Below are 13,781 nucleotides of genomic sequence, written 5' to 3' on the forward strand. Positions count from 1 at the left end.
GCCCGACCGGACTCAGTCCGTCCAGCCGACGTTCAGCGAGGTGAGCAGGCTGGACAAGGCCAGCTCCATGTCCGACGCCTCGATGCGGCGCAGCACCGCCTCATCGATGTCGGTCAGGTCCAGCGATTCGTCGTTGGCCAGCCGGAATTCGCGCTCTTCCTCGGCCGCTTCGATCACGTTGCGGACGAACCGACCGTTGCCTGCGAGGTCGACGCCGCGGCGCGGCTGACCGCTCTGGTCGGTGCTCTGCATCGCGTACAGGCGCTCGCAGGCCCGGACCAGCTGCCCGAGCGCTTCTTCGGACAGATCCGAATCGCGTTTCCTGGCGATCACCTGGCCGATCTGCCCCAGTTCGTCCGCCGTGTAGGACGGGAACTGCAACCGCTTCGAAAAGCGCGAGGCCAGGCCGTCGTTGGCGGTGAGCAGCCGGTCGATCTCGCCGTCGTAGCCCGCGATGATCACCACGAGACGATCACGGTCGTTCTCCATGCGCGCCAGCAGCGTGTCCACCGCTTCCCGGCCGAACGCGTCGCCGCCTTGCAGACCGGTCTGGATCAGCGTGTACGCCTCGTCGATGAACAGCACGCCGTCCATGGCGGTGTCGATCAGCTTCTCGGTCTTGATCGCGGTGCCGCCCAGGTTCTGGCTGACGAAGTCGACGCGCTTGGCCTCGACCACCTTGTCGGTCTTCAACAGGCCGACGCCGCAGTAGATCTTCGCGACCACCCGCGCGATGGTCGTCTTACCGGTGCCGGGCGGTCCGGTGAAGGCCAGGTGCTGGCCGCGCGGCTGACTCGCCAAGCCCTTCTCGGCCCGGATCTTCGCCAGTTGCGCCGACGACTGGAGCTTCGCCACCTGGGTTTTCACCGAGGTCAAGCCGATCTGCGAGTCCAGTTCGGCTCTGGCCTCGACCAGGATCTTCTTCGCCCGGTCCTGGCTCTCGGCCTGTTCCATCTGCTCCATCGACGGCGAGGACGCCGGGTCCCACTTGTCGGTGCGCGCATCGATCACCTCGCGGCTGGTGACGGTGATCCGGTAGGTGCGGTCACGCATCGCGGCCGCGTTCGCCTCGAAATCCGGTGCCTGCGAGTACACCTTCTCGAACAGGGCTTGGGCTTCCTCCTCGTTGCCCGATTCCCGCAGGCACAAGCCGCGGCAGAACATCGCGGTCGACCGCGCCGCCGGGATCGGGCCCGCCTCGGCCTGCTGCATCCGCCGGATCGCCTCGCCGAACAAGCCGAGCTGGGCGCACGCGGTGCCGACCATGACGTGCGCGCCCGCCGCCAGGTACGGATCCTCCCAGTCCGCCGAACCGGCGAGCACCGCCATCACATCGGGCCAGCGCTGGGTGTTGTAGTGCAGTACGCCACGGACATACGCGCAGATGCGGCTGTCGATCTCGCCTTCGGGGTTGCTCAGCTGTCCACCGCGGAACGTGTCGAGTTCGTCGAGCACCCGCTCGGCTTCGTCGTACTCCTTGTCGGCGATCAGCTGTGCCGCCCAGGCCAGCGTGACCTCGGTGTGGTTGGCCAGCGGGTAGTCGATGTACAGACCTGGCAGGAAGCGGCCCGCGAGTTCGCGTGGACGCAATCCGAGCCTGCGCTGCTCGCGGTAGAGCGTGCTCGCGCTGGTCTTGTGCAGATTGAACAGAACGTCCTTGGTCAGCTCGCCCGCGGCGGCGCGCCCGAGCCACGCGTCGCACATCGTGGGATCCCACTCCGTGGCGCGTTGAAAAGCCAGTTTCGCGTAGTCGAGATCACGTGCGGATTCTTGCCCCTCGATGGACAATCCGAGCGACAGGATTCCGGCATCGAATGCGCGTTGTGCTTGACGGTTGCCGGTCATTGCTGTCGAACCCCGAAATCTTCGTTTCTCGTAGTAGAGACGTTCATCTGGATACCAGACTACCGATCGCGCGTGGCCCGGTTCGTCCGTTACATTAGGTTCAGCTGCCGGGAGGTCGCAACGCAAGAGTCGGCTATGTGTGCGAGTGCTCGATGTGGTGAAGTCGGGCACTCGGGACGGGTTCCAGCAAATGTTGTCGATGCGTGAATCATTGTTCCGGATGAGGGCTGGGGAAGGTTGCCGTTGATCGAGTCGGCGAGCGGTATACGTGCCACCGAACCCGTATTGAGTCGTGTTTCGGTCATCGGTGGGAACACTCAGGTCGATGTCGGATTGCCGGCCACCGTGCCGATCGCCACATTCATCGGTGATCTGGTGGCGCTCATCGAATCGCGTAACCCGGAGCGGACCGAGGCCGAGGAGGAGTCGGCGCCGCTGGACGCGCGGCACTGGACCCTGGCCCGGCTCGGCCGGGAGGCGATCGCGCCGAGCCGCACGCTCACCGAGGCCGAGGTCTACGACGGTGAGTTGCTGGTGCTGCGGTCGGTGGCCGCGAAGGAAGCGCCCGCGCTGTTCGACGACGTCATCGACGCGGTATCACGGCTGACCGCCGAGGAATTCCGGAGCTGGTCCGGGGTGGCCGCCCGCTGGATGGGTCTGGTCGTGTCGGCGCTCAGCGTGCTGGTCACGCTGGTCGTGCTGGTGATCTCGCGCGGGCACGGCGATCCGATCGCGCCCGCTCTCGCGCTGCTCGGCTGTGGCACAGCGGGATTCGTCACAGCGGGTATCGCCGCGCACAGATACGCCGACACGGCGACCGCGACCTGGTTGTCCCTGGACGGACTGCTACTGCTCTTCGGCGGCGCCGCGCTGCTGGTGCCGGGCACGCTCGGCAGTCCCCATCTGCTGCTGGGCAGTTCGGTGCTGCTGATCGCGGCGCTGCTGGGCTACCGGATAACCGGCACCGGCGCGACGCTGTTCTCCTGCGCCGCCGCGCTCGCCGTGATCGCGGGCGTCGCCGCGGCGATCCACCTCATCTGGCATCCGGGCCTGCCGAAATTGTCGGCCGGTCTGCTGGTGGCGGGCATCGTGATCATCTCGGCGGTGCCGCGGCTGGCGGCCGTGCTCGCGCGGCTGCCGATTCCGCCGGTTCCCACCGCGGGCGGCGCGATCGACCCGGCCGACCACGAGCCGCGACCGACCATCGAGGGCATCGGCGCCATCGGCGCCAGCGCACTGCCCTCGGCCGCGGGACTAGGGGTACGGGCACGAACGGCCAACCGGTTCCAGTCCGGCCTGGTCGCGGCGTGCACCGCGAGCGCGGTCGTCGGCGCGTTCGGCGTGGCCGATCCGCTGGGTTCCGGACGCTGGCAGGGCATCACGCTGGCGGTCGTGACCGCGATCATCCTCGCGCTGCGCGGCCGCTCGTTCGCCGATCTCACCCAGGCCGCGACGATGATCGGCGGTGGGTGCCTGACTGTCGTGGCCCTGGCCGTCGGATTCGCCGTCGGGGATTCGGATTACACCTTGCTCGCGGCAGGCATCCTGCTCGCGTTCGCCGCGGGCGTGGTCGGGTTCGGGGTGATCGGTCCGCACATCGAGGTCACCCCGGTGACCCGGCGGATGATCGAGATCTTCGAGTACTTGCTGATCGTGGCGGTGATTCCGCTCGTGCTGTGGGTGATGAACATCTACTCGATGGCCCGGAACATATGACCGGCAGCGCCTTCCGCCGGATCGTCATGCGGATGGCCTGCGCGGCAACGGTTGCCGGCGCCGGAATCGGCGTGCCGTGGCCGAGTGCCCAGGCGATCGCCCCACCCGGCATCGACCCCGGCGCGCTCGGCGCCGCACAAGGTTTGAGCGCGCGGCCCGCGCCGTTGGAGCCGACCGAACAGCGCGCCGTCTGCGCCGAACCCCTGCTCACCGGCGCGCCGCCGGGCGAGCCTCCGATGGCCCAGCGCGTGCTGGATCTGCCGTCGGCGTGGCAGTTCAGCCGCGGCGCAGGGCAGAAGGTGGCCGTCATCGATACCGGGGTGAATCCGCACCCGCGGTTACGGTCTTTGCAACCTGGCGGTGACTTCGTCTCCGACAGCGACGGCACAGTCGATTGCGACGGCCACGGCACCCTGGTCGCCGGAATCATCGCGGCCCAGCCCAGCCCCGGCGACGCCTTCGCAGGCGTCGCGCCCGACGCGGACCTGCTCACCATCCGGCAGCTGAGCCTGGCCTACGAGCCGAAGGACCGCGGCGGCCGTGGCGATCCGCCGGGCAAGATCAGCAGCGACGGCTACGGCAGCGTGCTCACCCTGGCGGCGGCCGTGGTCCGCGCCGTCGATCTCGGCGCCACCGTCATCAACATCTCCGAAGTAGCGTGCACCGCAGCCGGTTCGGACACCGCCGACGCCTCGCTCGGCGCGGCGGTGAAGTACGCCTACGACCGCAATGTCGTCGTGGTCGCGGCCGCGGGCAATCTGCAGCCCGACGGCGCCTGCTCGAAACAGAACGAGGGTTCCGGCTGGAGTTCGGTGGCCACGGTCGCGAGTCCGGCCTGGTTCACGCCCTACGTGCTCTCGGTGGGCTCGGTGGACTCGACGGGCCAGGTGTCGGAGCTGTCGCTGCACGGCCCATGGGTGGGCGTCGCCGCGTTCGGCCGCAATATCGTGTCGCTGGACAGCAAACCGGGCGCCACCGGCCTGGTCGACGGCGTCCAGACCACCGATGGAATCCGGGCCGTGGAGGGCACCAGCTTCGCGGCCCCCTACGTGGCCGGGCTGGCCGCGCTGGTGCGGGCCCGCTTTCCGGAACTCACCGCGCAGCAGGTGATGGACCGCATCATCCGCACCGCGCACGGACCGGGCACCGGCCGCGACGACCGGATCGGCCACGGCCTGATCGATCCGCTCGCCGCGCTCACCGCGCAGCTGCCGGAGAAACCCGTGAGCGCGGGCGCCGACGCCGCACGAGCCGTCGCCGCGCCGGTGATCCCGCCGGGCCCCGACCCGCGGCCGCGCCGGATCGCGGTGATCGGCTCCATCGTCTCCCTGGCCTGCCTCGCCATCGGTGTGGCCGTGGCGTTTCCGTTCCGGCGGACCAGGCAGGACCTGAACGCGGAATTCGATCCGTAGCGCGGGCGCAGCTCGACCGCTCGCCGCCGACCGAACGAAGGAATCATGGCTACCGAAGGCTTTGTGCGCCGCCCCCGTATCGCGCCGCCCCGGGCACCCGGTGGTGAGGTGGCGCTGACCGCTCCGCCGGAGATCGCGCGCGCCCTGCCCGCGCCGCTGATGATGAAGCTGATGCCGGTCGTCATGGTGGTCGCGGTGGTCGGCATGATCGCCATGATGGCGATGATGGGCCGCAACCTACTGGCCAATCCGTTCATGATGATGTTCCCGATGATGATGCTCATGTCGATGGTCGGCATGATGGCGGGCTTCCGTGGCGGCGGGCCCAAGCGCGCGGTGGAACTCAACGAGGAGCGCAAGGACTACTTCCGCTATCTGGACCAGGTCCGCAAGGAGGTGCGCCGCACCGGCGGCAAGCAGCTGGAGACGCTCCGGTGGAGTCACCCCGAACCCGCCGACCTGCCGTCCCTGATCGGGACGAGGCGAATGTGGGAGCGCAGGCCCAACGACCCGGACTTCGGACACGTGCGCGTCGGGGTCGGCAGCCACCGGCTGGCCACCAAACTGGCGCGCCCCGAGACGGGGCCGCTGGAGGATCTGGAACCGGTGTCCACCGTGGCCCTGCGCCGATTCGTGCGTACCCATTCGGTGGTGCACCGCCTGCCGACCGCCGTGTCGCTGCGCGCGTTCCCCGCGATCAACATCGGCGGCCAGGTCGAGGACGCGCGCATGCTGGCGCGGGCGATGCTGATGGAGCTGGCCGCCTTCCACGGTCCCGACCATCTCGCCATCGCGATCGTCTGCTCGGACCCGGACGGCCCGGCCTGGTCCTGGGCGAAATGGCTACCGCAACTGCAGCATCCGACCCAGCGCGACGGCATGGGCTCGACGCGGATGATGTACCACTCGCTCGGTGAACTGGAAACAGCGCTGGCGGCCGAGCTGCTCGAGCGCGGCCGGTTCATGCGCAACCCACAGCCGACCCAGGGGCGACTACATCTGGTCGTCGTCATCGACGACGGCTACGTCAGCGGCAGCGAACGGCTGGTCAGCGAATCGGGCCTGGATTCGGTGACGGTGCTCGACCTCACCGCGCCGGAAGGCGGGCTCGCGGCGCGGCGCGGACTGCAACTGGTCGTCGGCGACGGCGAGGTGGCCGCGCGCAGTGCGGCCGGCGTGGAGAAGTTCGCCACCGCCGACGAGGTGAGCACGGCGGAGTCCGAGTCCTTCGCTCGCGCGCTGGCCAGATACCGGCTCGCGACGGCCGCGCAGATCGTGAGTCTCGGTGAGGGAACCACGGCCGATCCGGGACTGATGGCGCTACTGAAGATCCCGGACGCGGCCCAGATCGATCCGGCGCGGGTGTGGCGTCCGCGCACCGGCAGGGAGCGGCTGCGGGTGCCGATCGGCATCACCCCCGACGGCACTCCGGTGGAGATCGACATCAAGGAGTCGGCCGAGAACGGCATGGGCCCGCACGGCCTGTGCATCGGCGCCACCGGCTCCGGAAAGTCGGAATTCCTGCGCACTCTGGTGCTCTCGCTGGTCACCACGCATTCGCCGGACGCGCTGAACCTGGTGCTCGTCGACTTCAAGGGCGGCGCGACCTTCCTCGGCCTCGACTCGCTGCCGCACGTCGCCGCCGTGATCACCAACCTGGAAGAGGAACTCTCGCTGGTCGATCGCATGAAGGACGCGCTCGCGGGCGAGATGAACCGCCGCCAGGAGCTGCTGCGTTCGGCGGGCAACTACGCCAACGTCACCGACTACGAGAAGGCGCGCGCCGCGGGAGTGCCGCTCGATCCGCTGCCCGCGTTGTTCATCGTGGTCGACGAGTTCTCCGAACTGCTCTCGCAGAAGCCGGATTTCGCGGAGCTGTTCGTGATGATCGGCCGCCTCGGCCGGTCGCTGCACGTGCACCTGCTGCTGGCGTCGCAGCGCCTGGAGGAGAACAAGCTGCGCGGACTGGAATCGCATCTGTCCTATCGCATCGGCCTGCGCACGTTCTCGGCGAACGAGTCGCGTGCGGTGCTCGGCATCACCGACGCCTACCATCTGCCCAGCGTGCCCGGATCGGGATATCTGAAGAGCGACGCGTCGGATCCGTTGCGGTTCAACGCCAGTTACGTGTCCGGTCCGTACGTCGCGCCGCAGGGCACGGTGACCGGCGAGGACGGCAGCCCGGTCGCGGGCAGGCGGCCCGCGTTGTTCACCGCCGTGCCGGTGGAGATACCCGACCCGATCGATGCGGAGACCGAAGCGGAACCGGTCGCGCCGTCGAACCCGCTGCTGGAGCTGCCGCCGCCACCGTCGGCCGCTGGGGCCGTGCCCAGCGCCGACGAGGGCATCCCGGACACGTTGCTCGACGTGGTCGTCAAGCGGCTCACCGGGCACGGCCGCCCGGCGCACGAGGTGTGGTTGCCGCCGCTGGACGAATCCCCGACGGTGGACATGCTGCTGCCGGACCCGGACTGGCGTTCGCCGGTCAACCGGCACGGCCAACTGTGGATGCCGATCGGCGTCATCGACAAGCCCTACGAGCAGCGCCGCGATGTGCTCACCATCAATCTGGCTGGCGCCCAGGGCAATGTCGCGGTCGTCGGCGGCCCGCAGTCGGGCAAGTCGACGACCCTGCGCACCATCATCATGGCGACCGCGGCCACGCACACTCCCGAACAGGCGCAGTTCTACTGCCTCGACTTCGGCGGCGGCAGCATGGCGGGCTTGTCCGGCGTGCCGCACGTGGGCTCGGTGGCCGGTCGCCTCGACGGCGATCGGGTGCGCCGCACCGTCGCCGAGCTCACCACGCTGATGCGTCAGCGCGAGGAGCGGTTCGCCGCGCTGGGCATCGAATCGATGGCCGAGTTCCGGCGCCGCAAGTTCGGCGAGGGCCGTCGCGTTCCGGATGGCACAGCCGGGGCCGCCGACCCCTTGGCCGACGACAAGTTCGGCGACGTGTTCCTGGTGATCGACGGCTGGGCCGCGATCCGCGAAGAGTTCGACCTGCTGGAGCCGCAGATCAACGCCATCGCGGCCCAGGGCTTGTCGTTCGGCATCCACCTGATGATCGGCGCCGCGCGCTGGGCCGAGATCCGCCCGGTGGTCAAGGACCAGATCGGCACCCGGGTCGAGCTGCGGCTCGGCGATCCGTCCGACTCGGAGATGGGCAGGCGCACCGCGCACCAGGTTCCGGTCGGACGCCCGGGGCGCGGTCTGACCGCGGACCAGCTGCACATGCTGATCGCCTTGCCGCGCTTGGACTCCGACTCCGACCAGGGCAGCCTGGCCGACGGTGTCGCGCAGGCGCGGGCCGGACTCGAACAGCAGTACCCGAACCGCCGCGCGCCCGAAGTGCGCATGCTGCCGCTGCGCTTCGGCAGGGACGAGCTGATGGCCTCGGCGAAGGCGGAAGGCGTCGAGCTCGGCCCCACCCGCGTGGTCGTCGGTCGCGGCGAGTCCGAATTGCAGCCGCTGGTGCTGGATTTCGGCGTAGAACCGCACTTCATGGCCTTCGCGGACGTGGAATGCGGCAAGACCACCCTGTTGCGCAACATCGTGATGGGCGTGGTGGAACAGTCGACCACCGAGCAGGCCAGGATCATCATGGTGGACTACCGCCGGACCATGCTCGGCGTGGTCGAGGGCGACCACCTGGCCGGATACTCGACGTCGTCGCAGACCTGCGGTCCGATGATCCAAGAGGTGGCCGGGTATCTCGCCAAACGGATTCCCGGCTCGGATATCACACCGCAGCAACTGCGCGAACGCAGTTGGTGGAGCGGCCCGGAGATCTACATCGTGGTCGACGACTACGACATGGTGGCGGCCGGTACCGGCATGAACCCGTTCGCGCCGCTGTTGGAATACCTGCCCCAAGCTCGGGACATCGGCATGCATTTCGTGGTAACCCGCCGCAGCGGCGGTGTGTCCCGCGCGCTGTACGACCCGATTCTGGGCACCATGAAGAACCTTTCGGTGGAGACGCTGATCATGAGCGGGTCGCGCGACGAGGGCAAGCTGATCGGCGACGTGCGGCCGAGCAAGCTGCCGCCCGGCCGTGGAACACTGGTCTCGCGCAGCAGGGGTATCGAGATGGTGCACATCGCGCACTTGCCGCCCATCTGATCGGTTCGCCGTCGTGCGCCGGATATTCCGGCGTGCGCGGAGCGGCTCGTGAGTGCGCGGCACGATCGCGCACAAGGCGTCCTGCGATATTCGGTTACACCGTGCCCGTCGCGCGCGGCGGGCAGCCCCGGACAGCGCGGATCGTTCAGTTGTCGCCGCGTGGGATCAGTTGTTCGGCGGCGGTGGGCGCAAAAGCGCAGGCGCGGCCACTCGCCCGACAGCGGGGACCGGCACGGGAAGTGCGGGATCCCAGCTATCGGCTCTTCGCTCGAACAGCGCGCGTGACGGGCCCAGCGCGAGCGGGCCCGCTATGCGCACCAAACGGAATCCCGCCGAACGGTAGTAGGCGTGCAGGTCGGTATTGGTGGTCCACGCGTCGAGCCGGACCCAGGTGCGGCCCTGCGAGCGGGCGAGCAGTCCCGCGTGCGCCAGCAGGTGATGGCCCACGCGCCGGCCCGCGAAACGCAGATCCACGATCATGTAATGGGCGATCACCGCATCGTCGAGCTCCCACGCCGACCATAGACCGGCGTCGGCGCGGTCGTTGACCGTGATCGTTCCCGCCGGTTCGCCCGCGACCTCGGCGATCCAGGTCTCGCCCGCGTCCAGCGACCGTCCCACGGCGCGAGCGAAGATCTCGATGGGCAGGCCGCGTCCGGCGACCGTCCACTGATCGGAGCCGCGCGCGGTGAGCCACGCCGTGCGCTGCACGCGCAGGCGGCAGATCATGCCGAGATCGCCCCATGTCGCCTGGCGCAGCGCGATCGTCATGGGCTAGGCCCGGCCGGTCCCGTGCGAATCGGCAAGCGTGGTCCGGATGACTGCGGTGCCTTCGGCGTCGCCGAGCTCGTAGGCGAGCCGATTGCCGGAGGCGAGCGAACGTTGCCGCGTGGCACGGGTGACGCGCTCGTGGTTGGCGCCGATGCGCAGGTGGTCGAGCAGGATGGTGCCGGTGGCGACGCCGAGCACCAAGGCTTCCTCCGCGGTGGCAGGCCGGGCGACGAGCGTGTCGCGGTGCGCGGTCTCGGCATGACCCCGGTCGGCGAGGCGGCGGGTGGTGCCCTCCGGAATATCGTGCGGTGAGTCGATTCCGGTGGCCTCGGCCAGATCACGGGGATAGAAGCTGACCTCCCACGACCACGGCTCATGGTCGAGATACTGGACCACCGTCCTGGCCAGCACCCACGAATCCGGCGGTATCCCCAACCAAGACGCGACTTCGGGGCTGGCGGGCTCCATCTTCGCGCTGAACTCCTTCGACGGCTCCCGGTGCGCGGCCCGCGCGATCTCCTCGAAGATGTCGTGCGGGGTCTGCGGCCGGTCGGGGCGGATGGAATCGGTGACAACGGATTCCAGGATTTCCTGGTTTCGAACGATCGTTCCGCGGGAAGTAGCTGTATAGACGAGATTTTCGGTCACCAGCACCTGGATCGCGTTGCGGGCCGTGGTAATCGAGACCTGCATTTGATCGGCAAGCTCCGAGTGACTGGGCAGTCGATCGCCCGGTTTCCACTTGGCTGCGCGGATCTCCTCGCGGAGGAGGTCTGCGATCCGGTGATACGTCGGACCGTCCGCCATCTTGCTCCTCGGTTGGTCATGCAGGTAACGAAGTGTACTCTCCGTGACTCCCTACGGCCCGTTAACGCTTGACAGGTGCCTTCAGAGGTTTATTGTAATGAAGTCCTGATCCGGTGTTGTGCGGCGATGACGGCGAGGCAACGTGGCAGGTTCGGATACAACGGTCGTAATGGCCCTCCCTGGCACACCTAGGTGTGTCGATCCTTCGGTGCGCTCTTCGGCACCGGGATTGCTTCCCACGTCCGACCTATTGGTTCGGGCGTGTCGCGGACACCGCGTGGTCGGTGGTCCGCTCTTGTGGTTCGCTCGTGATCTGGCAGTGCTACATGAGCGCCGCCTGGTCGGCCGCGGTGGTTCGGTGGACACCTCCGTGGCGGTGGTTCGCGAAATCGAGCGTCGCAGAGTCGAATTGGTGATGGCCATCGACGACTGGGTGATGCGAAGTGTGCCGCAGCATCGGCTCGGCGCCACTCTGCACACCGAAACGGTGGGTGCGGTGATCGATCGCCTCGCCGAGTCGTCGGTGCGCGCGCACCACGCGTTGATGACTCTGAACGCGCACGACGATTTGCTGCACAACGCGTGGCATCATCTCGCCGAACTCGCGGACGCCTATGACGATCTGGTGCGCGACGTCATGGCGGGCAGGCGGCGTCTGCCCGAGTGGTGAGCGGCTGATCCGTTCGCCCTTCGCCCCGCCGGGCCACCGCCCGGCGGGTGTCACGGGTGGTAACGACGATGATCGGTGGCGAAGTCGTCCGCGACGGTCGCGGCCAGCTCGACGTAGGCCCGCTTGGTCTGCTTGTGCAAGCGGTGCAAATCGATTTCGGCGCCCTCGGACATGTGCGCGTCGAACGGGATGATGTGCACGGCGCGGCACCGGGACAGGAAGTACTCCCGTAGCTGCTGGATACCGACGTTCGGCGATCCGGCCCGCGGGGAGTTGATCACCACCACCGCGTTGCGCACCAAATGGTCGTGGCCGTGCAGCGACAACCAGTCCAATGTGGCTGCGGCACTGCGGGCTCCGTCGATCGCGGGGGAGGAGATCAGTACCAGCGAGTGCGCCAGGTCGAGCACACCGGACATGGCCGAATGCATGAGCCCGGTACCGCAGTCGGTGAGGATGATGTTGTAGAACCGTTGCAGGATTCGGGCGACCGCGCGGTACTCCTCTTCGCTGAACGCCTCCGACGCGGCCGGATCACGTTCGCTGGCGAGCACTTCCAGGCGGCTCGTCGCCTGCGAGGTGTGCCTGCGCACATCCGAATAGCGCTGGATGGTCGAATCGAGGAGCAGGTCGCGCACGGTGGACCTGGTCTGCAGGGGCACCCGCTGCGACAGCGTGCCGAAGTCAGGATTGGCGTCGACGGCGATCACCCGGTCGCCCCGGATCGAGGCGAAGGTGGAGCCGAGACCCATTGTGGTGGTGGTCTTTCCGACACCGCCCTTGAGCGACAGCACCGCGATCCGGTAGTCGCCGCGGACGGGCTGCCTGATCCGCGCGACCAGTTCCTGCAACCTGCGTTCCTCGGCGGACATACCGGGGTTGATCGCGCCGCCGGACACGTGGTGCACGGCCTTGCGCCACCCGGTTCCCGGAGCTTTCTTGGCCCGGCGCAGCGGCACGTCGTCGAGTGAAGGCTGCTGGAACGGGGCGCCCTGCTGCCGGGCGGGCGGCTGTGGGTAGCCGGGAGGCGTGCCCCACTGCGGGGCGGGGTGACCAGTGGCTTGGTGCGGCGGCACGGAATGCGGTGATGCCGGAGCGGATTCGGGCGCGGCAGCATTGCGCCACTGGTCGACGGGGACCTGCGGTGCGCTGCCCGCTGCCTGATCGCCCGCGAACTGCGTCGGGTGACCGGCGGGTACGTCGCTCGAGGCGTTGGGGTGCGGCTGTGGCGCGCCCGCGTCGTAAGCCGCATCCGGACGGGGCTGAGGCGCAGGCTGCTGGTCGGAGTTCGGCGCTTGTCCGACCGGCGGCTGGGACGCCGAAGGTTCGTTCGGCTCCGCCGACAGCCGGTGGCGTCCGCCACCGGCGACAGGTCGCGCCGCCACCGGGCCGATGTCGGTCGCGCCGGCGCGGTTCGACGCCGGTGCGCTCGAGTCCCTTTGTGCGCGAGTCGCATCGACCGACCCGGCCGAGTCGGGCGGCACGGGGGCCTCCGGCGCGGTACCGGATGCACTGTTGTGCGGCGCGGGCGGGTCGGGCAGCGGTGGGAGTCGGCGCGGCGCGTCGGTCGCGGGCGCGGCGGCCTGCTCGGGCCGAGGAGCCGCGAGCCACGGCGGCGGACCATCGGGAATCACCGCCGTGGGAGCGGGTGCGGCGGTCTGCGGGGCTTGCGCCGGATGCTCGGTAATGGGCGGTGTCCGGTGGGCATCGCTCGACGGCGTGATGTCGCCGGTGCCCAGTGTGGAGCCATGCTCGGATCCCGCACCTGCCGACGTTGTCGGGGCCTGAGCCGCTGCCGCGCTCCGGTTCACCCCGGCAGTGGTGTTCGCGCTGTGCGGTTCGGTCGGGCTTGCGCCGGTGGATGAGGTGGCGGTCTCGGCGCCGGTCGGCGTCGCTTCTCGGCTCTCGGCCTGCCGAACAGCGTCCGCTCTGCCGGAAACGGGATCCTCAGCGGAACGTGCCGCTGTCGGAGCGCCGTGCGGCCCTGCGTGCTCGTCCGTTGACGGCCCGGATTGCTCGCCGTGCGGTGACTGCGCATTTTCGCTCAGCGGGTCGGGGGCCTGCCACGCGCTGGATACTGGCGTGGCGGTCGGGGCCGACGGGTGTCCGCCCTGCCGTGCCGCGCCCTCCGGGCCGGTTACGGGCGAGGTCCCGCCGCTGGTCGGGTCTGCTGACGGTGGAGCGGATGGCACGCCGGTCGGTGCCTGAGCGTTCTGCCGCGCGGTGTGGTCGGCCGTGCTTCGGTCGGGAGTCGACGTCGCCGGGTCGATGGGTGGCTGCGGTGCGGGTTGTGTGCTGGTCGGTGTCGAGGAGTGTCCGCCCTGCGGCGCCGTCTGGTCCGGAGCGGATGGCACGCCGGTCGGTGCCTGAGCGTTCTGCCGCGCGGTGTGGTCGGCCGTGCTTCGGTCGGGAGTCGACGTCGCCGGGTCGATGGG

8 protein-coding genes are annotated in these 13,781 nt (G+C 69.1%); 4 read left to right on the plus strand and 4 right to left on the minus strand.

Features of this window, described 5'->3' with window-relative positions:
- Positions 1 to 12 precede the first annotated feature (12 nt).
- Positions 13 to 1,845 carry a type VII secretion AAA-ATPase EccA gene (gene eccA, locus ABZW96_RS18830; protein ID WP_355076190.1) on the minus strand — a complete coding sequence of 611 codons (1,833 nt, stop codon included), beginning with the start codon at positions 1,843 to 1,845 and terminating at the stop codon, positions 13 to 15.
- A gap of 285 nt (positions 1,846 to 2,130) precedes the next feature.
- Between eccA and eccD the strand changes: the two genes are divergently transcribed.
- Genes eccD through eccCa form a run of 3 tightly spaced genes read left to right on the plus strand, consistent with a single transcriptional unit; the run spans position 2,131 to position 9,098 of the window.
- A complete protein-coding gene (gene eccD, locus ABZW96_RS18835) occupies positions 2,131 to 3,561 on the plus strand; it encodes a type VII secretion integral membrane protein EccD (RefSeq protein ID WP_355076192.1) in 1,431 nt (476 codons plus the stop codon).
- A gap of 26 nt (positions 3,562 to 3,587) precedes the next feature.
- The gene (gene mycP / locus ABZW96_RS18840) at positions 3,588 to 4,973 is read left to right on the plus strand and encodes a type VII secretion-associated serine protease mycosin (RefSeq protein ID WP_355076318.1); all 1,386 of its coding nucleotides are present in this window, start codon (positions 3,588 to 3,590) and stop codon (positions 4,971 to 4,973) included.
- A gap of 45 nt (positions 4,974 to 5,018) precedes the next feature.
- Positions 5,019 to 9,098 (plus strand): type VII secretion protein EccCa, encoded by a 4,080-nt coding sequence (gene eccCa, locus ABZW96_RS18845; RefSeq protein ID WP_355076194.1) that lies wholly within the window; start codon positions 5,019 to 5,021, stop codon positions 9,096 to 9,098.
- Positions 9,099 to 9,263: 165 nt separating this feature from the next.
- Here the strand turns inward: eccCa and ABZW96_RS18850 are convergent, their stop codons facing one another.
- Both ABZW96_RS18850 and ABZW96_RS18855 read right to left on the minus strand, forming a co-directional pair.
- On the minus strand, positions 9,264 to 9,869 hold the full coding sequence (locus ABZW96_RS18850; protein ID WP_355076196.1) for a GNAT family N-acetyltransferase: 606 nt from the start codon (positions 9,867 to 9,869) through the stop codon (positions 9,264 to 9,266).
- 3 nt (positions 9,870 to 9,872) lie between these two features.
- Positions 9,873 to 10,676, minus strand: coding sequence for a GntR family transcriptional regulator (locus ABZW96_RS18855; protein WP_355076198.1), 804 nt, complete (start codon positions 10,674 to 10,676; stop codon positions 9,873 to 9,875).
- A gap of 358 nt (positions 10,677 to 11,034) precedes the next feature.
- Here ABZW96_RS18855 and ABZW96_RS18860 point away from each other — a divergent pair, with 358 nt between their 5' ends.
- Positions 11,035 to 11,346, plus strand: coding sequence for a DUF4254 domain-containing protein (locus tag ABZW96_RS18860; RefSeq protein WP_355076200.1), 312 nt, complete (start codon positions 11,035 to 11,037; stop codon positions 11,344 to 11,346).
- Positions 11,347 to 11,396: 50 nt separating this feature from the next.
- Here the strand turns inward: ABZW96_RS18860 and ABZW96_RS18865 are convergent, their stop codons facing one another.
- Positions 11,397 to 13,157, minus strand: a complete 1,761-nt coding sequence (locus tag ABZW96_RS18865) for an AAA family ATPase (RefSeq protein ID WP_355076202.1) — start codon at positions 13,155 to 13,157, stop codon at positions 11,397 to 11,399.
- Positions 13,158 to 13,781: the final 624 nt, after the last annotated feature.

The sequence above is a fragment of the Nocardia sp. NPDC004168 genome (assembly GCF_040610355.1).
GTDB classification, from domain to species: domain Bacteria; phylum Actinomycetota; class Actinomycetes; order Mycobacteriales; family Mycobacteriaceae; genus Nocardia; species Nocardia sichangensis.